Annotated in this window: 18 protein-coding genes; 10 read left to right on the top strand and 8 right to left on the bottom strand. The window is 60.4% G+C overall.

All coding sequences use genetic code 11. The features are described 5' to 3' along the window. Positions 1-1,359: heme lyase CcmF/NrfE family subunit (locus FHT93_RS31800; RefSeq protein WP_183851123.1), on the top strand; the 1,359-nt coding region annotated here is incomplete at its 5' end. Next, the gene (locus tag FHT93_RS31795; protein WP_183851122.1) at positions 1,356-1,811 is read left to right on the top strand and encodes a cytochrome c-type biogenesis protein; all 456 of its coding nucleotides are present in this window, start codon (positions 1,356-1,358) and stop codon (positions 1,809-1,811) included. The genes FHT93_RS31800 and FHT93_RS31795, both read left to right, overlap by 4 nt. A 38-nt stretch (positions 1,812-1,849) precedes the next feature. Here FHT93_RS31795 and FHT93_RS31790 read toward each other — a convergent pair whose 3' ends face one another. The 4 genes from FHT93_RS31790 to FHT93_RS31775 are packed head-to-tail and all read right to left on the bottom strand — an operon-like array spanning position 1,850 to position 3,521. Then, the gene (locus FHT93_RS31790; protein WP_183851121.1) at positions 1,850-2,239 is read right to left on the bottom strand and encodes a DoxX family protein; all 390 of its coding nucleotides are present in this window, start codon (positions 2,237-2,239) and stop codon (positions 1,850-1,852) included. Further along, positions 2,236-2,652, bottom strand: a complete 417-nt coding sequence (locus tag FHT93_RS31785; protein ID WP_112968094.1) for a VOC family protein — start codon at positions 2,650-2,652, stop codon at positions 2,236-2,238. Before FHT93_RS31785 ends, FHT93_RS31790 begins: the two co-directional genes overlap by 4 nt. Positions 2,653-2,657: 5 nt before the next feature. Continuing rightward, positions 2,658-3,134 (bottom strand): SRPBCC domain-containing protein, encoded by a 477-nt coding sequence (locus FHT93_RS31780; protein WP_183851120.1) that lies wholly within the window; start codon positions 3,132-3,134, stop codon positions 2,658-2,660. Positions 3,135-3,173: 39 nt separating this feature from the next. Then, positions 3,174-3,521, bottom strand: a complete 348-nt coding sequence (locus FHT93_RS31775) for a metalloregulator ArsR/SmtB family transcription factor (protein ID WP_018114527.1) — start codon at positions 3,519-3,521, stop codon at positions 3,174-3,176. A gap of 239 nt (positions 3,522-3,760) precedes the next feature. On the opposite strand from FHT93_RS31775, the gene FHT93_RS31770 reads away from it, so the two are divergent. The 6 genes from FHT93_RS31770 (at position 3,761) to FHT93_RS31745 (ending at position 12,741) form a co-directional block, all read left to right on the top strand. Continuing rightward, complete coding sequence (locus FHT93_RS31770) at positions 3,761-5,320, top strand: Do family serine endopeptidase (protein ID WP_018114528.1); 1,560 nt, start codon at positions 3,761-3,763, stop codon at positions 5,318-5,320. 133 nt (positions 5,321-5,453) lie between these two features. After that, the gene (locus FHT93_RS31765) at positions 5,454-6,200 is read left to right on the top strand and encodes a response regulator transcription factor (RefSeq protein ID WP_112547795.1); all 747 of its coding nucleotides are present in this window, start codon (positions 5,454-5,456) and stop codon (positions 6,198-6,200) included. Next, on the top strand, positions 6,197-7,603 hold the full coding sequence (locus tag FHT93_RS31760; RefSeq protein WP_018114531.1) for a HAMP domain-containing sensor histidine kinase: 1,407 nt from the start codon (positions 6,197-6,199) through the stop codon (positions 7,601-7,603). The genes FHT93_RS31765 and FHT93_RS31760 overlap by 4 nt, the downstream gene beginning before the upstream one ends. Positions 7,604-7,696: 93 nt before the next feature. Beyond that, on the top strand, positions 7,697-10,654 hold the full coding sequence (locus FHT93_RS31755) for a bifunctional [glutamine synthetase] adenylyltransferase/[glutamine synthetase]-adenylyl-L-tyrosine phosphorylase (RefSeq protein WP_183851119.1): 2,958 nt from the start codon (positions 7,697-7,699) through the stop codon (positions 10,652-10,654). Between the two features lie 232 nt (positions 10,655-10,886). Beyond that, entirely contained in the window at positions 10,887-11,222 is a 336-nt protein-coding gene (locus tag FHT93_RS31750; RefSeq protein ID WP_162710236.1) for a hypothetical protein, read from the top strand. A gap of 10 nt (positions 11,223-11,232) precedes the next feature. Further along, the gene (locus tag FHT93_RS31745) at positions 11,233-12,741 is read left to right on the top strand and encodes a hypothetical protein (protein ID WP_183851118.1); all 1,509 of its coding nucleotides are present in this window, start codon (positions 11,233-11,235) and stop codon (positions 12,739-12,741) included. Positions 12,742-12,984: 243 nt separating this feature from the next. On the opposite strand, the gene FHT93_RS31740 is transcribed toward FHT93_RS31745, so the two are convergent. From FHT93_RS31740 to FHT93_RS35970, 3 genes are all read right to left on the bottom strand, one after another. Beyond that, complete coding sequence (locus FHT93_RS31740; RefSeq protein ID WP_183851117.1) at positions 12,985-15,300, bottom strand: PAS domain-containing sensor histidine kinase; 2,316 nt, start codon at positions 15,298-15,300, stop codon at positions 12,985-12,987. A gap of 204 nt (positions 15,301-15,504) precedes the next feature. Further along, positions 15,505-18,153, bottom strand: a complete 2,649-nt coding sequence (gene pepN, locus FHT93_RS31735) for an aminopeptidase N (RefSeq protein WP_113202799.1) — start codon at positions 18,151-18,153, stop codon at positions 15,505-15,507. Between the two features lie 184 nt (positions 18,154-18,337). Then, complete coding sequence (locus tag FHT93_RS35970) at positions 18,338-19,444, bottom strand: methyl-accepting chemotaxis protein (RefSeq protein ID WP_113013849.1); 1,107 nt, start codon at positions 19,442-19,444, stop codon at positions 18,338-18,340. Positions 19,445-19,882: 438 nt separating this feature from the next. Here FHT93_RS35970 and FHT93_RS31725 point away from each other — a divergent pair, with 438 nt between their 5' ends. Both FHT93_RS31725 and FHT93_RS31720 read left to right on the top strand, forming a co-directional pair. Continuing rightward, complete coding sequence (locus tag FHT93_RS31725) at positions 19,883-20,821, top strand: DMT family transporter (protein ID WP_029616336.1); 939 nt, start codon at positions 19,883-19,885, stop codon at positions 20,819-20,821. A gap of 247 nt (positions 20,822-21,068) precedes the next feature. After that, positions 21,069-21,941 carry a hypothetical protein gene (locus FHT93_RS31720; protein ID WP_112967903.1) on the top strand — a complete coding sequence of 291 codons (873 nt, stop codon included), beginning with the start codon at positions 21,069-21,071 and terminating at the stop codon, positions 21,939-21,941. Positions 21,942-21,964: 23 nt separating this feature from the next. Here the strand turns inward: FHT93_RS31720 and FHT93_RS31715 are convergent, their stop codons facing one another. Next, the gene (locus tag FHT93_RS31715; protein WP_183851116.1) at positions 21,965-22,111 is read right to left on the bottom strand and encodes a hypothetical protein; all 147 of its coding nucleotides are present in this window, start codon (positions 22,109-22,111) and stop codon (positions 21,965-21,967) included. Between the last annotated feature and the right edge of the window lie 42 nt (positions 22,112-22,153).

Below are 22,153 nucleotides of genomic sequence, written 5' to 3'. Positions count from 1 at the left end.
GCCTGGACCTTCCTGACGCTCGGCATCGCCATGGGCTCCTACTGGGCCTATTACGAACTCGGCTGGGGCGGCTGGTGGTTCTGGGATCCGGTGGAGAACGCCTCCTTCATGCCCTGGCTTGCCGGCACCGCACTTCTGCACTCGGCCCTCGTCATGGAAAAGCGGGAAGCGCTGAAGATCTGGACGGTGCTGCTTGCCATCCTCACCTTCTCGCTGTCGCTGATGGGCACTTTCCTGGTGCGCTCCGGCGTCCTGACCTCGGTCCATGCTTTCGCCAGCGACCCGAGCCGCGGCGTCTTCATCCTCTGCATCCTCCTGATCTTCATCGGCGGGGCGCTATCGCTTTTTGCCTTCCGCGCGCCGCTTCTGTCGGCCGGCGGTCTGTTTGCGCCGATCTCGCGCGAGGGCGCGCTCGTCGTCAACAACCTGATCCTGACGGTTGCCTGCGGCACGGTTCTGACGGGTACGCTCTATCCGCTGGTGCTGGAAACGCTGACCGGCGACAAGATCTCCGTCGGCCCGCCCTTCTTCAACCTGACCTTCGGCCTGCTGATGGCGCCGCTTTTGATCATCGTGCCCTTCGGCCCGCTGCTTGCCTGGAAACGCGGCGATCTGCTCGGCGCCCTGCAGCGGCTCTATGTCGTGGCCGGTCTCGCTTTCGTCGCAGCCCTCGTCTTCTTCTATATCGAACATGGCGGCCCGGTCATGGCCGTGCTCGGCCTTGCCGCCGGCCTGTTCCTGATCCTTGGTGCGGCGGCCGACCTCTGGTATCGCGCCGGCATCGGCAAGGTGAAGGCTGATATCGCCTGGCGCCGTCTGACCGGCCTGCCGCGCTCGGCCTTCGGCGCCGCGCTTGCCCATGCCGGTCTTGGCGTCACCGTGCTCGGCATCGTCGCCGTGACCACCTTCCAGACCGAACATGTGGTCGAGATGAAGCAGGGCCAGTCGACGGAGGCCGGCGGCTACAGCATTCTCTTTGACGGCATGCGGCCGGCAACCGGCCCGAACTACACCGAGGATCGCGGCCATTTCTCGATCCGTCGTGGTGGCGCCGAGGTGGCCGATGTCTGGTCGGCCAAGCGGCTCTACACTGCCCGGCAGATGCCGACGACGGAGGCCGGTATTCTCACGTTCGGCCTCAGCCAGCTCTATGTCTCGCTGGGTGACGCGACGAAGGACGGCGGCATCGTCGTGCGCATCTGGTGGAAGCCGTTCATCCTCTGCATCTGGGGCGGGGCGCTCATCATGGCCTTCGGCGGCTTCGTCTCGCTGACCGACCGGCGCCTGCGCGTCGGGGCTCCGAGCAGGAAGGCAAAGCCAGCAAAACCAGTGGCACCTGCCATGGAGCCGGCGGAATGATCAGGCGTTTTCTCCTCGTCCTGACCTTGATCCTGGCGGCCGCACCGGCCTTTGCCGTCAACCCGGACGAGATGCTCTCCGATCCGGCCCTAGAAGCCCGGGCGCGAACATTGTCGGCCGAACTGCGCTGCATGGTCTGCCAGAACCAGTCGATCGACGATTCCAATGCCGATCTCGCAAAGGATCTCCGTCTACTGGTGCGCGAGCGCATTACCGATGGCGACAGCGACGAGCAGGTGCTGAACTACATCGTCTCGCGCTATGGCGAATTCGTCCTGCTGAAGCCGCGCTTCAGTCTGCGCACGCTGTTGCTCTGGGGCGCGCCGGTGCTGCTGATCCTTGCCGGCGGGATTTCGCTCATCGTCTTTGCCCGCAAGCGGGCTGGAAAGCCAACTGGCAGCAAGCTGACGGCAGAAGAGCAGGCAAGGCTTGCCGAATTGCTTGAAAAATAGCGAACCATCCCGCCGCAGCGGCAGCGGAATGGCGATCCTCACGCTTTCCGGTATGGAAATAGCGCCCTGACCACGGGATCACGCAGCCACAACCCGCCCCACATGAACAGCCCGAGATAGATGCTGAACAATATATGGCTGAAGAGCGGGCTTCCGGCCCGGATCTGCGTGGCCATCGCGCCGCCGAGCAGCCCCATCATCAGCACCGCACCGAACACGCTGGTATGCGGGATGAGGTAGAGCACGAGGCAGGTAAGCTCGATCAGGCCGATCATGAGTACATAGCCATCAGGCCAGCCGAGCGCCGTCATCGTTTCCTCCGCGACCGGCAGGCCGAGAAGCTTGGGTGCGATCGATGCGCCGAGCATGAAGAGTGCAAAAAGCCCGGTCAGCACGCGCCCGGTCCAGATCATGGCCTTCTCGCTCATTGCCGGTCCGTCGGGATTGTATTGACCATCCAGGGCGTGCCGAAGCGATCGGTGAACATCCCGAAGCCCGGCGACCAGAAGGTCGCGTTGAAGGGCATGGTTATCTTGCCGCCTTCAGAGAGTGCGTTGAAGACGCGCTTCGTTTCCGCCGCATCCTGGCTGTGATAGGTGGCGCTGAAGCCGCCCATGTCCTCTTGATATCCGGGAGGGGCGTCACAGCCCATCAGCGACTGGTCGCCGACATCGAGCCAGGCATGCATGATCTTGTCCTTGAAGGACGGATCGATCGGCATGTCGCCGGGCGCTTCTGCGAATGTGAACATGCCGTTCAGCTTGCCGCCGAGCACTTTGGCATAGAATTCGAAGGCCTGACGGCATTCGCCTCTGAAAACGAGATTCGTCACGAGTTTCATGGTCATCACTCCCTTTGATTTCCCTGATTTTCAATCCAGCTTTCGAGCCTGCCGAAGGTGCTTTCCCAGCCATGTCTGTGTCCGGCAAGGCTCTCTTGGGATTTCAGCTCCGCATGGGTGAAATCCATGCGCGTGCGACCATCGGCCAGTTCCTCGAAGATCACGGTCACCAGGGTTACGACCGGCTCGCCGTCCTCGTGCGAATCCTCCCATTGGAAGGTGAAGGACAGGCGCGAGGGTTCCTCGATTTCCCTGTAGACGCCGCTCTGCCACAGCAGCCGGCCATCCTCGGCGTTTTTCAGGCAAGCCCGATAGGAGCCTCCCACACGTAGATCCTGTACGACGCTGACCGCCGGCCACTCCACCGGACCAAGCCAGGCGACGACCATTTCCGGCCGGGTCCAGGCGGCCCATAAGAGGGCGCGGGGTGCATTGAATATCCGCTGCATATGCAATGTGGGGCGCGACAGCTGATCGGCCATGGTATTCCCCTTGTGATGATTGAAAATGTGGGTCGGCGATCAGTTGCGGGGGCCGCTGTCGTCCGCCTTCTGGATATTTTGCAGGTAGCCATCCAACCGGTCGAAACTCGATTCCCAGAAGCGCCGGTATTGCTCCAGCCAGTCGGCGATGCTTTTCATCATTTGCGGTTCGAGCCTGGCCGGTCGCCATTGGGCCTCCTTGCCCCGGCTGATAAGCCCAGCCTTTTCCAGCACCTTTAGATGTTTGGAGACAGCCGGAAGGCTCATGTCGAAGGGAGCAGCGAGTTCGTTGACCGAAGCCTCACCTTCGGCCAGCCGTGCGATGATGGCCCGCCGCGTGGGGTCCGCAAGGGCCGCGAAAGTGGCGCTCAGAGTGTCGGTTTGCATGATGGGCCCTCGTATGTAACTCTATGGTTAAATATAGGGTCCAACCTTGATTGTCAACCGATCGGTTAAATAGGGCGCAGCGAGTTGACCTTGTCCGACATGCAACCAAAAGAATGTTGGTACATTACGAATTTTTCATGGGCTGGACAGTTCGTAGTAAGGTGCGGCGTCCTATATCTCGGTCCATCACTGATCCGGCATCGCCGGAAAGAGGGTCTGAAAAAAGAGAAGGAGCTCTTATGCTGAAAAATTTCCGCGGACGTCCGTCCCTTAAAACGGTGCTTCAGGCATCCACCGTTGCAGGTCTGGCAGCCGCCGTTCTTGCAACCGGTATCCCTGTCGAGATTTCCCGTTCCTATGCCGAGGCTGTCAATGTCCAGTCTCCCTCGGTTCCGAGCTTCGCCAATGTCGTTGACGCCGTTTCCCCGGCCGTAGTTTCCGTTCGCGTCGAAAGCCGCGTCAAGCCGGCCTCCGACGATGGTGATGGTTTCTCTTTCGATTTCAACGGCCGCGGCTTTGACGATCTGCCCGACGCCCTGAAGCCGTTCTTCCGCCAGTTCGGCGAGCAGGGCCACCAGGGCCAGAACCAGCAGCGCCGCTTCGGCCAGCCGGGCGGCCCGGGCCGTCTGCGTCCGGTCGCTCAAGGCTCCGGCTTCTTCATTAGCGAAGACGGCTATATCGTCACCAACAACCATGTCGTTTCTGATGGCACCGCCTTCGTCGCTGTCATGAACGATGGCACCGAGCTCGATGCCAAGCTGATCGGCAAGGACCCGCGCACCGACCTCGCCGTGCTGAAGGTCGATGGCAAGGGCCGCAAATTCACCTACGTGAACTGGGCCGATGACAACAAGGTCCGTGTCGGTGACTGGGTCGTCGCCGTCGGTAATCCCTTCGGTCTCGGCGGCACGGTCACGGCCGGCATCGTTTCGGCCCGCGGCCGCGATATCGGCTCCGGCCCCTATGACGATTACCTGCAGGTCGATGCGGCCGTGAACCGCGGTAACTCGGGTGGCCCGACCTTCAACCTCAATGGCCAGGTCGTCGGCATCAACACCGCGATCTTCTCGCCGTCGGGCGGCAGCGTCGGCATCGCCTTCGCGATCCCGGCTTCTACCGCCAAGGATGTCGTCGCCGACCTGATGAAGGACGGCACGGTTTCGCGCGGTTACCTCGGCGTGCAGATCCAGCCGGTCACCAAGGACATTGCCGACTCCCTCGGCCTCTCCGAAGCAAACGGCGCTCTTGTCGTCTCCGCTCAGGAGGGCACGCCCGGCCAGAAGGCCGGCATGAAGACCGGTGACGTCGTCACCGCCGTCAATGGTGAGCCGGTCAAGGATGCCCGCGATCTCAGCCGCCGCATCGGTGCGATGACGCCGGGCAGTAAGGTCGAGCTTTCGGTATGGCGTTCCGGCAAGGCCCAGTCCGTAACCGTCGAGCTCGGCACGCTGCCGGCCGATCAGCAGGCTTCCGCTGGTGACGACAACGACCAGCAGGAGCAGGCCCAGCCGCCGGCTTCCGAGAAGGCGCTTGCCGATCTCGGCCTGACGGTCGGCCCGTCGGATGACGGCAAGGGCCTCGCCATCACCGGCATCGATCCGAATTCGGATGCTGCCGACAAGGGCATCAAGGAAGGCGAAACGATCACCTCGGTCAACAACCAGGAGGTCTCCAGCGCCGACGATGTCGTCCGCGTCATCAACCAGGCCAAGAAGGACGGCCGCACCCGCGCGCTGTTCCAGATCCAGTCGAAGGACGGCAGCCGTTTCGTCGCCCTTCCGATCAACGGTCAGGGCTGATCTTCCAGCCCCGGAAAGCTGGAGCCGCGCAGGAGCAAATGCTGCGCGGCTCCGTTTCACGAGCCCGCGAATTCTTCACGGCCGCCTAATTCTTCGATTATGCCAAATTCTTCAATTATGAAGGACGCCCGCAATGACCTCCCCACAACACGAAGACGCTTTGAGCCTTGCCGAAAAGCAACCGGCGGGTAATGTCGGCCGCATGAAGATTCTCATTATCGAAGACGATCTGGAAGCGGCGGTCTATCTCACCAAAGCCTTTCGCGAGGCGGGGATCGTTGCCGACCATGCTAGCGACGGCGAAAGCGGTCTCTTCATGGGGTCGGAAAATACCTACGACGTCATCGTCATCGACCGCATGCTGCCGCGCCGCGATGGTCTCTCCGTCATCAGCGAGCTGCGCCGCAAGGGCATCCACACGCCGGTTCTCATCCTCTCTGCGCTTGGCCAGGTGGACGACCGCGTGACCGGTCTGCGCGCCGGCGGCGACGACTACCTGCCGAAGCCCTATGCCTTCAGTGAGTTGCTGGCCCGCGTCGAAGTGCTCGGCCGCCGCAAGGGCACGCCGGATCAGGATGTCGTCTATCGCGTCGGCGATCTCGAGCTCGACCGCCTCTCCCATGAAGTCCGCCGCGGCGGCAAGGAAATCCCGCTGCAGCCGCGCGAATTCCGCCTGCTGGAATATCTCATGAAGAATGCCGGCCAGGTGGTGACCCGCACCATGCTGCTCGAAAATGTCTGGGATTACCATTTCGATCCGCAGACCAATGTCATCGACGTGCATGTCTCGCGCCTGCGCTCAAAGATCGAGAAGGACTTCAGCCAGCCGCTGCTGAAGACGATCCGAGGTGCGGGGTACATGATCAAGGATGAGGGATGAGCCGTTTCTGGGTTCTCTTCAAGTCCACTGCAGTCCGCCTTTCGGCCCTATACATTCTGCTCTTTGCAATCTGCGCCGCAACGCTCGTCTTCTACGTGACGGCGATGTCCGAGCGGCTGCTGTCCGGTCAGATCCGCGACGCGGTCGCCCAGGAAGTGACACAGGTACAGCGCGCCTATGATGCCGGGGGCATGAACCTGCTCCTGCGCACGATGGAACGACGCGCTCGTCAGCCGGGCGCCAATCTCTATCTGATCGCCGGTCCCTCGGGCGATATCCTTGCCGGCAATGTCGCCTCTGTGCAGCCGGGTGTGTTCGAGGAACAGGGCTGGACGTCGGTGCCCTTCTCCTATCAGCGTTACACCGATAGCGGAGTGGTCGGGCATACGGCGATTGCCAACATCTTCGTCCTCGACAACGGCCTTCGGGTGCTGATCGGCCGCGACCTTGGCGAGCCGGAACGTTTCCGCGTGCTGGTGCGTCAGGCGCTGATGATCGCGCTCGCCATCATGGGCCTCGGCGCCATCATCATCTGGTTCGGCATCGGCCGGAATGCCTTGAAGCGCATCGACCGCATGTCGGATGCCGGCAAGAAGATCATGGCCGGCGATCTCTCGCAGCGCCTGCCGGTCGGCGGTTCCGGCGACGAGTTCGACCGCCTTTCCGTCTCGCTGAACAACATGCTGGAACGCATCGAGAAACTGAACGAGGGCTTGCGGCAAGTCTCCGACAATATCGCCCATGACCTGAAGACGCCGCTGACGCGCCTGCGCAACAAGGCCGCCGATGCGCTCGATATCGAGGATGGCGAAGTCCGCCGCAGCGCGTTGGAAGGCATCATCTCCGAATCCGACCAGCTCATCCGCACCTTCAACGCGCTGCTGATGATCTCGCGCGTAGAAGCCGGTTCCGTTGCCGCCGAAATGTCGCCGATCGAGCTCTCAGCCATCGTCGCCGACAGCGCCGAACTCTATGAGCCGGTGGCCGACGAGGCGGGCATGGCACTGAACTCCGAGATCGAGCCCGGTATTGAGATCCAGGGCAATCGCGAACTGATCGGCCAGGCGATCTTCAATCTGCTCGACAATGCGATCAAATATTCCGCCGATACCGAATGCGCGGGCTCCGTCTCGGTGAAGCTCCGCCGCCGTCCTGATGGCATCTGCCTCTCCGTTGCCGACCACGGGCCGGGTGTCCCGCCCGATCGGCGCGAGGACGTGCTGAAGCGCTTTGTGCGCCTGGACGAAAGCCGCTCGAAACCCGGCACCGGACTTGGCCTCTCGCTGGTCGAAGCAATCATGGAGCTGCATGGCGGCACACTGGAGCTTTCCGATACCGAGCCCGGCAATGCGGAACGTCCCGGCCTCACCGTCAGCATGGTTTTCCCCGCAAGGCCTGCCTGATTTTCTTATCATTTTCATATTGGCGCTTTCGCCTTGAGGCCCTAGCTTCGACACCCTAGTTTAAGTCGCATTGCAGCGATGCAGGGAGAGCGAATGCTGACGAAATCGAAGCACGGCCTCAAGGATGTCACCGAAGGCCTTTTGCGGCCGTTAAACCAGACGGAACTGAAATCGGCTCTTGCCGACCTGCAGGATATCGGCAAGAGCGAGCCTGTCGTGTCTGAGATGCTGAAGGCCGAGGGGGCGCTGCGCGACTTTATCGCCGCCGTCCTGACGCTCTCTCCCTACCTGCGCGAAATCGCCAATCTCGATCCGGCAATCCTTGCCTCTGCCATCAGCGATCCGCTGGAGCCACAGATCGAGGCTTTGATTGCAGAAGCGCGCGATTGCTGGAAACCGGACGGCGAAGGAAGTACGCCTGGCGAAGGCCAGGTGATGAGCAGGCTGCGCATCGTCAAGCGCAGGGTGGCCTTCCTCGTAGCCCTTGCCGATCTCGCCCGCATCTTCGACGGCCGGGCGACAACCGCCTGGCTCAGCGAACTGGCCGAAGCGTCAGTCACCGCCGCCATCGATCACCTGCTGCTCTCAACGCATGAAAGCGGCAAGCTGAAGCTGAGGAATGTTGCGGCTCCGAGCGAAGGTTCCGGCGTGATCGTTCTCGGCATGGGCAAGCTCGGCGCTTCCGAACTCAACTATTCCTCCGATATCGACCTCGTCGTCTTCTTCGACGAAGAGGCCGGCATCGTGCCCGACCCCGATGACGCGATCGAGATCTTTCCGCGCATGATGCGGCGGCTGGTGCGTATCCTGCAGGAACGCACCGCGGATGGTTATGTTTTCCGCACCGATCTCAGACTGCGGCCGGATCCCGGCTCCACGCCGCTCGCAATCCCCGTCGATGCCGCCATGATCTACTACGAGGGCAGGGGGCAGAATTGGGAGCGGGCCGCCTTCATCAAGGCCCGTGCGGTGGCCGGCGATCTGGCTGCCGGCGAACAGTTCCTGCGCGGTCTCGTTCCCTTCGTCTTTCGCAAATATCTCGACTATGCGGCGATATCGGATATCCACTCCATCAAGCGGCAGATCCACGCCCATAAGGGCCATGGCGCAATCGCCGTGAAAGGCCACAACGTCAAGCTCGGCCGCGGCGGTATCCGCGAAATCGAATTCTTCGTGCAGACCCAGCAGCTGATCGCCGGCGGGCGCATGCCGGCACTGCGTTCCCGCGTGACCGAGGAGACGCTGGCCGAACTCACCAGGGCAAAATGGATCGACGCGGAAACCCGCGACGAGCTGATCGAGGCCTACTGGTTCCTGCGCGATGTCGAGCACCGCATCCAGATGGTGCGCGATGAGCAGACCCATCTCCTGCCGGAGACGGACGCAGAACTGAAACGCATCGCCTTCATGATGGGCTTTACCGATACGCCCAGTTTCTCCGAGCGGCTGGTGGAGGTGTTGAAGACGGTCGAGCGGCGTTATGCCGACCTCTTCGAACAGGAAACCAAACTCTCGGTGGGCACCGGCAATCTCGTCTTCACCGGCCAGGGCGACGATCCCGACACGCTGGAGACGCTGAGGAAACTCGGCTTCGAGCGTCCCTCGGATATCTCCCGCATCATCCGCACCTGGCATTACGGCCGCTACCGCGCGACGCAATCGGTCGAGGCGCGCGAGCGGCTGACGGAGCTGACGCCCGAACTTCTGCGCGTCTTCGGCGAGAGCAAGCGTGCGGACGAGGCGCTGCTGCGCTTCGACAGCTTCATTTCCGGCTTGCCGTCGGGCATCCAGCTCTTTTCGCTGCTCGGCAGCAATCCGGCGCTGCTCTCCCTCATCGTCAACATCATGTCCTCGGCGCCGAAGCTTGCGGAAGTCATCGCCGCCCGCCCGCATGTCTTCGACGGCATGCTCGATCCCGGCCTGATGGCCGAGCTGCCGACGCGTGACTATCTCGGCGAGCGGTTGAAGGCCTCGCTGGTACAGGCCCGGCATTATGAGGAGGTGCTTGACCGTCTGCGCATCTTCGCGTCGGAACAGAGCTTCCTGATCGGTATCCGCCTGCTGACCGGCGCAATCAACGGCGACATGGCCGCGCGCGCCTTCACCCATCTCGCCGATCTCATCATTGAAGCCGCCCTCGACGCCGTCATGAGCGAGATACGCGTGACGCATGGCGATTATCCCGGCGGAAGGATTGCGATTGCCGGCATGGGTAAGCTCGGCAGCTTCGAACTGACGGGAGGCTCCGATATCGACCTCATCCTGCTCTACGACTACGACGATGCCGCTGGCGAATCCGACGGTGCAAAACCACTCGATGCGACGCGATACTTCACCCGCATCACCCAGCGCCTGATTGCTGCCCTCTCGGCCCCCACGGCAGAAGGCGTGCTTTATGAAGTCGACATGCGGCTTCGCCCCTCCGGCAACAAGGGACCGGTCGCAACCCGCATCAATGCTTTCGGCAAATACCAGCGCGAGGAGGCCTGGACCTGGGAGCATATGGCGCTGTCGCGCGCACGGCTGATCTGCGGCGATGAAAGCCTGATCGGCGAGGCCGAAAGCATCATCTCAGACGTCCTGTCGAAAAAGCGCGATATCGCCAAGGTTTCCCATGATGTCGCCGAGATGCGCGAACTGATCGAAAAAGAAAAGGCGCCTGATAACGCCTGGGACCTCAAGCTCATTCCGGGCGGCGTCGTCGATGTCGAATTCATCGCCCAGTATCTGGCGCTGATCGCCCCGGCAAAGGGCGTCGATATCAGCGTGAACGGCCTCACCACGGGGGCAGCCCTGAAGGCACTTGGTGACAAGCTGATGGCCTCAGCCGACCTCGACGCCTGCCTTGAGGCTTTCACGCTCTATACCGAGCTTTCGCAGCTCATCCGCCTCTGCATCGATGCTCACTTCGATCCGAAAGAGGCGCCTGCCGGTCTGATCGAGCTCGTCTGCCGTGCTGGCGATTGCCCTGACATCAAGACGCTGGAGGGAGAAATGAAGCGGCTTTCGAAGGCGGTGAGGAAGATATTCTTGGCGATGGTGAGGGCTTAGCGATTCCAGCAGGCGATTTCACATAAGATGGAGCTTGAGTTTGCCATGGTCTGCTATGCGCCCGTAGCGGACATTAACTCGGCTTCAATGAATGACCGCAAGTGACCGAAATCAGATTGGCGGCTTCTGGAAGAAGATAAAGTAAAAGCAGACCTGCCCAAGATAATACCAACTTGACTCCGCATCGTGCACGGTAAGATAGTAGAACGGCAATACAAGCGCAGGGGTTATCATGGATATCTTTGTCAGATACCAAAATCGCCAATGGTCGATCGACCCAGATCCCGCAAAAGTTAAACTCGGCGAGAAAGTAACCTGGTGGCTTTCATGGCCGAACTCTACTACCCGCCTAGTTCTCTGGACAGTTTATTTTGGTCCGTTTCGCGAACTGGATCTTCAAACCACCACCGGTATTCCGACATCTACCGGAAACACGGATCACTCCGGGGTGATAGGCCCGTTCGTTGCGGAAGATCCTGGCGACTACAAGTATGGCATCAGCGTTACGGATGCTGAGACCGGTGTTGATATCGACGAGGACGACCCGCACCTCATTGTCCAGCCGTAGCGCGGCCGAAATGTTGTATCATATCGAGATCCTCAGTTTTGGCGATGACCTCGATGCCGAGATCTTGGAAGCCATCAACATCCTGAATGCGGTCCAATCCGACTTTGAGTTTGCTTTGCCACCCGAGCGCCTCCGCTCATTCGGTTATAATTTCGTGAGGGAAGAATACGTTACGACGGAGCTATGGGAGCAATTGGAAGCTTACCGCAAAGCTGCCAGGGGCCCACGCCCTTACCTCATTGCCGTCGTTGCGCAGAAACTCCGATCTCACAGATATAAAAACCTGTTTGGATCACGCAGAGCGGCGGGCGGGTTCGCGGCGATCACGCTGCGAGATTGGCATCTCTATGCAGATTTTCATCGCTCTTTCCTGTGTTATTATTTTATCCGCTACGCCCTCAGCTTTGTTAGCCCATCCATAAAGGCCCACGTCGAGACCCTTGACTGCTTGTTCGACTTCAAAGGCAACAAGCACGACTTGGAAAAGTCACTATCTTCGGGCCGGATCTGTCAGCAGCACACACAGGAACTGAACGAAGCATTGAATCCTGAAACGAAGAAGTCTGTGAGGGAGATGGTTTCAATCATGAAAGCTCAGCACGCGACATCTACTCAAACCCTCCCGGCCAAAACACTCAAAAAAGCCACGCAGATCGGAATTATCGCCATTCGACCTGATGAGTTTAGCGCCGTTTTGGAACACTTTCCGGAGCGGCGCAGTGCCGAAGGACGCAACCGATTTTACGAACACGCACGCATTCCAGTCCGCGACGGGGCTGAAATCGGTGTCGCCATTACCAAGTCTTTCGAACAAGGACAGGTCGCGGCGCAAGCGGCCGCCAACGACATGATTAGGGAACTTGCTCCGCAATGGATTCTTTTGGTTGGGATAGCCGGAGGGATTCCAAACGCCGAATATTCACTTGGCGACGTGGTGCTTTCGAGCCGTGTCCATGACTTTTCCGTGAGCGCGGCGTTGGAGGGCGGGAAGCTCGAGCATCAACAGCAGGGAGGGCCTGCACATATCGAGGTCGAGAAACTCCTGGCATATCTCCCGGCCAAGGAACATCTATTCAAGACATGGAATTCGGCACAGTCTTTAGGAATGGAAAGGCCGGTTGAGACCATACCCGAAGAACCCGACGACCGTTACTATGGTGATGAGAAATGGAAATCGAGCGTTCACAATTCCATTGAGGCGAATTTTGCCGGGCGCGCAGCCCATCGTCCTCCCCGTTACGTCGTTTCACCCGTTATGACAGCCAACACGCTCGTGAAGGACACTGAACTTGCTCGGCAATGGGGGCAATCTGCGCGTCATGCAAGCGCGGTTGAAATGGAGCTAGGCGGAATCTACGTGGCCGCCCGTCATGACGGCGGCGGCTCGACACGGGTGCTTGCGATACGGGGCCTCAGCGATATCGTCGGCTACAAGCGAAGGCCTGAATGGACGGCTTTCGCCTGCAAATCAGCAGCCTCTCTTGCGTACGCCCTTATTGCCGCTGGCTTGATAAAATAGATAATGGCCCGGACCGCAGTCTGTGGCAGACGCATGGCACCATCGGATATATTCATAGTGCCCTGCTGCCACGATGCGGCAACGGCATTCCCTCGCGAAGGTTTCGAGAGGAGCTCTGTCATGTCGGGAGGATAAGACCGAGCCACTCTACGCATTTCTTTCGTGTGGCCGCTTCGGGCCAATAGCGGCCGGAACGCACTCGAAGTCGTCACCCATGTCCTCGCTCAGCCACAGGCCCCGTCCCTAAACACCATCGGGAATACGTAGCGCGATCACCGTGCCGATGGACTCGCGGGAGCGGATCTTCATGCTGCCGCCGTGAAGGTGGGTCAACGACCGGGAAATGGCAAGGCCGAGCCCAGAGCCACCCTTGCTCTTGGCATACTGGCTCTGCACCTGCTCGAAGGGCTGGCCGATCTTGATCAGTGCTGCGCGCGGGATGCCGATGCCGGTATCGGCGATGGTGACCATGACGCCATCGGCGACGCGGCGGGTGCGCACGGCGATGCGCCCGCCCTCGTTGGTGAACTTGACGGCATTGGAGAGCAGGTTGAGCAGCACCTGCTTCATGGCGCGGCGATCGGCCATCAGCGTCATGCCCGAGGAGATTCGCTGCTGGATGACGATGTTCTTCTCGGCTGCCGGAATGGCGGTGAAGCGCAGGCTTTCCTCGATCAGCGGCACGAGATCGATCCGCTCGCGCGACAGTAGCATATGGCCTGCCTCGATCTTCGACATGTCGAGAATGTCGTTGATGACGTTGAGCAGATGCTTGCCGCTGTCATGGATGTCGCGGGCATATTCATTGTACTTGGCCGAGCCGAGCGGCCCGAACATCTGGTTCTGCAGGATTTCCGAGAAGCCAAGAATGGCGTTGAGCGGGGTGCGCAGCTCATGTGACATGTTGGCGAGGAATTCCGACTTCGCCTTGTTGGCCGCCTCCGCACGCTCTTTCTCCACGAGATAGTTGGAGTTGGCGGTCGAAAGCTCGGCCTTCTGCGTTTCCAGCGTCTGGCGCGAGGCAGAGAGATCGTTGATCGTCGCCATCAGCCGGCGCTCGGAATCGCGCAGGCGCTCCTGGTGACGCTTCAGGGGCGTGATGTCGGTGCCGACGGATACGCGCCCGCCGTCTCGGGTGCGGCGCTCGTTGATCTGCAGCCAGCGCTCGTCGGCAAGCTGCACTTCCGTCGTGCGCGAATAGCCGGAGCCGTCGGCATCGGCGATACGCCGCTCGATCACCGGGCGTGCCGCGGCGGCATGTACGACCGTACGCTCGGTACCGGGCACGAGCACGCTGTCGGGAAGACCGTAAGCCTGCTGGAAATGCGCGTTGCACATGACGAGCCGGTCGTTCTTGTCCCACAGAACGAAGGCTTCCGAAGTGCACTCGATGGCATCGGCCAGACGCTGATCGGCCTCGGCATAGCGCTGGGCCAGGCGATGCTGCTCGGTTACGTCCATGGCGATGCCAATCATGTGCACGCGGCCGGAATGGCTGCGGATCACTTGGGCGCGGGCGCGCATCCAGACATAGTGGCCGCTCGCGTGGCGCATGCGGAAAATCTGGTCGACCTGGCCGGAATCGCCCTTGGCGATGGCGCGGGCGATCTCATGCAATCCGTTATCCTCGGGATGCATGAGGCGGGCTGCATCGGCAAAGCTCATCGTCTTGTCCGAACCGGCAAGTCCGAGCATGTCGTACATCGAGCGCGACCAGAAGAATTCGCGATTGTGGAAATCGAAATCCCAGAGGCCGCAGCGGCCGCGCGACAGCGCCGTCTCCACCCGGAGATTGGATTCCAGGAAGATGTCGTCGGCATCGCGCGCCCGTTTCACCTGCATGTAATAGGCATAGAGGATGACGAGCAGGATGGAGGAAATGCCGGCAAACAGCGTGACGTTGAGCGTCAGCTCTTCGCGCCAGAGACGGTTTATCTCGTTGAGCGAGGTGGCGGAAACGATATAGCCGCCCGCCGTGCCCATCAGGGAGATCTCGGCATAATGCAGCTCGCCGCCGATGCTCGTTTCGATGACGTCGGTGCGGTCGCCGAAGCGGCGGATCGCGGAGATCTCGGGGAACAGGGCCGAGACATCGGCGCCGACATAGGCGGCACCCGCTGCCGTTGCCGCAAACACCTTGCCGCTCGCCTCCACCAACAGCACGAAGGCGCCGTTTTCCAGCCGGTCCTGCGGCAGGAATTTCACAAGGCGCGCCTGCGCCTCTGCGGCGTTGCCGCCGTCGAAGAGATCGGTCGCATCGGCAAAGACGGCGGCCGCGGTTGCAGCCGAAAGCGCCGTCGCATGGCGCGCGGAGGCTTCCATGCGGCTATATTCGCTGACCATGCCGAAGAAATGAGAGGCCGCCACGACGGCAAGGAAGGCGACGATCAGAACGGGGATCGTGCGCTTCAGGAGAAGCTCTGCCTTCGGCAGGTGGCGCAGCAATGGTTCAGGAGCTTTCGCAGCATTTCCGGACAGGCTGTCGCGCCAGGCTTTGAGCCCGCCAAAATCGACACGCAGCCGTCCTTCGGCCGCGGTTGCCCGCCGCACGTCCATCATCTCTGAACCTAATCCCTCGTGTGATTCGCGCGCCGCTCGCTCGAACTACACACAGAGAATCATGCGTGATTCGCCTTGTCCAGAGCTGCTGGTAAAAATTTATTAACCATTTGCGATTGCTGGTATTTCGGAGGGATTCGCTGATGGCCGGCCTAGCTGTCCGGAGAACACAGGACAGCTAGGCGGCAAATCATTTGTGGCAAATCACCCCTTGAGGGTGCGCTCGACGATATCGCGGACATCGGTCGAAAGGTTCGCCGCTCCTTCGATCTCGAGCAATGCCGAGCGTGCGTGATCTGCACGGGCCGATTCCAGCGAGCGCCAGGAGCGCATTGAAGTCAGCAATCGTGCGGCAAGCTGCGGGTTGCGCTGGTCGATGTCGAGGATCTGGCTGGCGAGGAAACGGTAGCCTTCGCCATCAGCACGGCCGAAGCCGGTCGGGTTGCCGAAGGCGAACGTGCCGACCAGCGAGCGCATGCGGTTCGGGTTGGTCCGCTTGAAGAGCGGGTTTTCCATCAGCGCCTTGACGCGATCGACCGCGCCCTGTCCGGGAATGCCGGCCTGGATCGCAAACCACTTGTCGACGACGAGCGCGTTTTCCTGGAAACGGCTGCGGAAGGCTTCGAGCGCCGCCTTTGCCTCCGCGCTGTCGGGGAAGCGATGAGCGAGGATCGTCAGCGCATGGCTGAGATCGGTCATGTTGTTGGCGCCGTCAAAGGCAGCCTTGGCGCGAACAGGAGTACCCTCGGCATAAGAAAGGTAGGTGAGGGCGGCGTTGCGCAACGCACGGCGGCCGGCACTCTTGGCATCCGGGCTGAATTCGCCGGGCGTGGTCATTGCGTCGTAGAGGGCCGCGAAGGTGGCTTTGCCGGCTTCGGCGATCTGTTTCATGATCGCCTGGCGACCTGCATGCACGGCGTCGGGATCGATATTGCTGCCGAGTTCGCGGGCAATATCGGATTCGCTCGGCAAGGCGAGCGCCTGGGCGCGGAAGGCGGGCTCGAGGCTTTCATCGGCGGCTGCTGCGACCAGCGTATCGATGAAGGTCTGTTCGCAAACGATGGCAGAACCCTCGCGGGCATCGCGGGCCGCCTTCAGGAGGTTCGGCAGCGCCAGATCCGTCAGCGCCTGCCAGCGTGCAAAATGATCCGTTTCATAGCGGGCGAGCAGCGCCAGATCGGCCGGGCTCTGGTCGAAATGCAGATTGATCGGCGCAGAGAAACTGCGGTTGATCGAAACCACCGGCCGCGAACCGATACCGTGGAAGACGGCGGTTTGCGTCCGCGCCGTCAAGTGCAGTACCTCGCCGGCATATTCGGCGCCCTCGACGGAGGATGGCTCAATCTTGGAGCCGTCCTCGGCAAACAGCGCGAGGCTCAGCGGAATATGCATCGGCTCCTTGGTCGGCTGGGCGGGTGTCGCGGGGATCATCTGCTCCAGCGACAGGCTGAACGTCTTGGCGCCTGCATCATAGGTGCCGGATGCGGTCACCAGCGGGGTCCCGGCCTGATGGTACCAGAGCGAGAACTGCGCGAGGTCGCGGCCGCTGGCATCCTCGAAGCATTTGACGAAATCCTCGATCGTGACGGCCTGGCCGTCATGGCGATCGAAATAGAGGTCCATGCCCTTCTTGAAGGTCTCACGGCCGAGCAGGGTCGCGATCATGCGCGTGACTTCGCTGCCCTTCTCGTAGACCGTCGTCGTATAAAAGTTGTTGATCTCGCGATATTTGGTCGGGCGCACCGGATGGGCGAGCGGGCCGCCATCTTCCGGAAACTGCTCGGATTTCAGGTGGCGCACCTCGGCGATGCGCTTGACCGGACGCGAACGCTGGTCCGACGAGAATTCGTGGTCGCGATAGACGGTCAGGCCTTCCTTGAGGCAGAGCTGGAACCAGTCGCGGCAGGTGATGCGGTTGCCCGTCCAGTTGTGAAAATATTCATGCGCGATGATCGCCTCGATATTGGCGTAGTCGGCATCCGTCGCCGTTTCAGGGTCGGCGAGCACGTATTTGTCGTTGAAGATGTTGAGGCCCTTGTTCTCCATGGCCCCCATGTTGAAGTCGGAGACGGCAACGATCATGAAGATGTCGAGATCGTATTCGCGCCCGAAGACTTCCTCGTCCCATTTCATCGAGCGCTTCAGCGCGTCCATGGCATAGGCTGCGCGCGGCTCTTTGCCATGTTCGACATAGATCTTCAGCACGACCTCGCGACCGGACATTGTGGTGAACGTGTCTTCGACGACGCCGAGATCACCGGCGACCAGCGCGAAGAGATAGCTCGGCTTCGGATGAGGATCGAACCAGGCGGCGAAATGCTTGCCCGGACCGTAGCCTGCGCCGCCGAGGAAATTGCCGTTCGACAGCAGCAGCGGATTGGCGTCCTTGTCGGCGATGATGTTGACCGTATAGGGCGCCAGCACATCCGGCCTGTCGGGGAAATAGGTGATGCGGCGGAAGCCCTCGGCCTCGCATTGCGTGCAATAGATGCCGCTGGTGCGGTAAAGGCCCATCAGCTGCGTATTGGCTTCGGGGTTGATGAGCGTGGTAACGGTGACTTCGAACGGCGCCGTTTCCGGCAGGTCGCGGATCGTGAGGCTTTCGGGCGTTACCGTGTAGCGTTCCGGCGCCAGCTCGTTCTGATCGAAGAGAAGGCTGGAAAGATTGAGTTCGTCGCCGTCGAGGACAAGGGGAGCGGAGAGATCGGCACCTTCGCGGCGATGGAAGATCAGCCGGGCTTCTACCTTTGTTTCCGTCGGATCCAGTTCAAAGGTCAGGTCGACGCGTTCCAGCACGAAATCTGTTGGGCGGTAATCTGCCAGATTGATGACCTGGCCGGTATCTGTTCGCATGTTGCCTGAAGACCTTTATTAGACAATGGCCGAATACAGAGGCGGGCGCACTCTGCTGAAATTTGGCCGCCATGATTACATTAAAGTCTGAACTAAAGTTAAAGCAAATTGGCCGTGAGCGCCAAGTTCACAGCCAATTTATTATGGTCGAATTATCGTGCATGCAGCAGAAAGGAGAAAGCTGCTATTTGAGATTGAGGGCGTTCTTGATCGCAACATCGCTTTCCGTCTGCTGCACGACGACGCCGTACCAGCCAAGCCCGTCATAATCCTCGTAGCCGAGCGTGCGCGCGAAAGCGACGATCGAGCCATTGTTGTCGTAATAGCTGCCCTTTGCCTGGCCGGTGGGGTTGGCGAGAGCGAAATGGGTGAAGAGCAGAGCCTGATTGGTGCAGGCGATCACCCGGCTTGCGCCGTCGAGCAGCATGACGGTGGTCTTTTCCGCAAGCTGCGGCGGCAGGTTCGCCTCCTTCTCGACGATCGCCTGGCCCTGGTTCTGCCAGTCGAAATAAACGCCGAGCGTGCCGATCAGCTTGCCGTCGAGCTTGCCGCCTTCGCGGATGCCGGTCGCGTAGACCAGCGCATGCCGCTGGTCGTGCAGAACGCTCGGCTTGACTTCATCGACGATATAGCTGTCGCCGGACGCGCAGCTGGCCGCTGCCCGGAACCAAGGATCACCGGCAAGCGATGAGCCTGATATCTTGCGCTGGAAGGTCGGATTGGCTGACGCGATCACCCGGCCGGAGAGATCGGTCATGACGAGGTCGAGATAGACGGTATAGAAGCGGTTGATGACGCCGAGCCGTTCGCCCGCGAAGGCGATACGGTCCTTGTCCGGCTCCTGCAACGCCTGCCACAGCGCCGTATCCGTCGCCCACCAGCGCACGTCGGCAGTGCGCTCGAAGAGATTGCGCACGATGAGCTGGACCAGCGTCTGCGCGAGATCGGTCAGCCGCACGCCTTCCATTTCGGTCACGAGCGAATCCGCCATCGCGCGGCTGAGACCGATGCGTCCCAGCACATTGCTTTCGAACTTGCTGGTGATCTCGGTGGCGATCTGTGCCAGCCGCTGCACTTCATTGGCAACCACCGCAAAGCCCTTGCCGGTTTCACCGGCGCGCGCCGCCTCGATCAGTGCGTTGATGGCAAGCAGCTTGATCTGTTTGACGATGCTGGTGTTGTCGGTGCTGAAACGCTCCAGATCCGTGCTGATGCCGTCGGTGACGACACGCATCGAGCGGGGCGTTGCATTCTGTGACTGGGATATGATCTCTGCGCTGAGCGGCTTCATCAAAAAGATCCTGAAAATAAGCTGACGCGACTGGCTGCGTACGAATGCGATTCTTTTGTATGATTAATTAACTGCGAACGATGCGGGGGCATGGTTTGCAACAGGTTAACGCAAAGGGTCCCGATGCGAACATTTTCGGGCGAATAAGCGTAAAACGAGAAGTTTTTTCATCAAAAGACGAATTTGCACAGAAAAGCGGCAGATCAAAAGCAGGTAAATACTTGCTCGCTGCAGCATCTGCCCGAAAATCAGAATCGATTTTCGAAAAGCCCGATGCGTAAATTCCAAAAGTTAGAGCGTGCGAATGCACGCACGGCGTTTGGTACGCGCAGATTTTTCCCCGCCGGCGCATTTCTTCGGTTACGATGAAAAAATCATCCGCTGCGTTCGAGTCGAACGCGTCTCCCCGCTCGGCATGCCCGCATAAGAGCCAGGATCATGGAATCGGTTCTCAGAAACCCGATGAGAGGCATTGCGCTGAAAGTCTCGTCGGTCGTGGTCTTCCTGGCCATGCAGACATTCATCAAGCTGGCAGGCTCGGATATCCCGCCAGGCCAGGTGACTTTCTGTCGTTCCTTCTTCGCGCTGTTTCCGATCATGGCGTATCTCGGCTACCGGCATCAGTTGCGCTCTGCCTTCTATACTGCCAATCCGATCGGTCATCTGAAGCGCGGGACGCTCGGCATCATCTCGATGGGCTTCGGCTTTTACGGGCTGCTGCACCTGCCGCTGCCGGAGGCGATCGCGCTTGGTTATGCCATGCCGCTAATCGCCGTCATCTTCGCAGCGGTTTTCCTGGGCGAGACGGTGCGCGTATACCGCTGGAGCGCGGTCTGTTTCGGCATCGTCGGTGTCGCCATCATCTCCTGGCCGAAGCTCACGCTGTTCAGGGAAGGCGGCATGGCGGCTGAACAGGCCGTCGGCGCACTCTGCGTGCTGCTGTCGGCGGTTCTCGGCGGCATGGCTATGATCCAGGTACGTCGCCTTGTCGAGGAAGAGAAGACGGCGACGATCGTGCTCTACTTCTCGATCACCGCTTCGGTCTTTTCCCTGGTTACTGTCCCCTTCGGCTGGCTTTTGCTCGACTGGACCTCGGCGCTCTTCCTGATCGCTGCCGGTTTCTGCGGCGGTGTGGCACAGATCCTCCTGACCGAGAGCTACCGGCACGCCGATGTCTCCACCATCGCTCCGTTCGAATACAGCTCGATCCTGCTCGGCGGCATTGTCGCTTATTATGTCTTCGGTGACGTTCCGAGCAGTACGATGCTCTTCGGCACCCTCATCGTTATCGCCGCCGGCGTCTTCATCATCTACCGCGAGCACCAGCTTGGCCTCGAGAGTCGCGAAGCGCGAAAAGCTGGCGCACCGCAATCCTGAGTGGCTGCGCCTGTATCACAGGTGGAATTTTCTATCGCAATAATTGAAAATCTATTCCGCCACTCCCTCAAAAGAGAAGGGGGTGGTGAAATCTTGGGATATCGCTTTTGTCAGAAATATGGTTATGAAAGTGAATTACTTTCATTTATTCAAAGCCGTGCATAATCGATAGGCCATAGATGCCGGGGGAGTTTCGGTATCGCTGCTCCGAACGCTGGCTTGCGAGCGAGGGTTGAGGAAAAGCATTATGGCGTTCACAGCGGAAGAACTGGCGCAGAACCCCTCTTTCGTAGTGAGCATTCGCTTTCTGGCCGGGCAAATGCGCGGCATGTTTGATGCGGGGCCGCGGCTGGCGCGCCTGCTGGCCTCGCATCAACGCTGGCTCCTGACGCAGACGGCCTATGCACTGCATTTGGAATATGACCCGCGGGATGTGACCTCGGGTTTCACCGCCGTCCGGCTGACCGGCAAGATCACCGCGCACAAGATCGCCAGCCGCAATACCGTGCTTGCCTTCATCGAAGAACTCTTCACCTACCGCTTCATCGCCCATACGCCGGGTGACGAACGCCGCCGTCCGCGCCATTTCGAGCCCGCCGAAGTCAGCCATCAGGCGATGTTCGGCTGGTTGCACTCCAACCTCGGCGCGCTTGATCTCATCGATGGTGGAAACCGGGCGGCGTTTCTGCATGAAAATCCCGTGCTTTTCCGCCAGATCCAGCCGCGTATCGCCTATAACTGCCTCGAGGATAGCAGATGGCGCGAACCGCCTGAACAGGTGGCGCTGTTCCTCTGGACGGAAGCCGGCGGTATGGTCATCGATCATTTCATGTCCCGGCTCGATCTCGAGGGAGGCGATCCGGAACGGCTCGCGATCGGCAGGGTGGAAACCCGCCCGCTCGCCGGTGATTTCATGATGTCGCGCACGCATCTCCAGCGGTTGCTCGCCAAGGGCGCCCAGCGCGGTTGTCTCGGCTGGTACGACGAGCCGAAGAAGTCGCAACTGTGGCTGTCGCGCGATTTTCTGAGGGAATATGTCGGCTGGCAGGCGATCAAGTTCGCCTATGTGGACGAAGCCTTCGAATGGGCAAAGGCGAGGTTCGAAGCCGAAAACTGCTGAAGCAATTCCAGCAAACCGTGCTCTCAGAGCGCGATGGCGGAAGCCGGGGTCCTGGCCTCTGACGGCGTGTCGCAAAGCTCGCGGCGATATTCGTGCGCAGCGCAGACGGCAGCACGGATATGCTCGAAAGAGGCGATATTGCGCAGCAGTGAAATCAGAATTGTGGACATTGGTCGCTACTTTCGGAAATACGAAAAGGCAGGCGAACCGCC

Origin of the sequence: Rhizobium sp. BK379 (genome assembly GCF_014193955.1) — a bacterium.
In the GTDB taxonomy this organism is placed as follows: Bacteria; Pseudomonadota; Alphaproteobacteria; order Rhizobiales; family Rhizobiaceae; genus Rhizobium.
The sequence above is the reverse complement of the archived record's forward strand: the minus strand, read 5'-3'. Positions and strand labels throughout refer to the sequence as shown.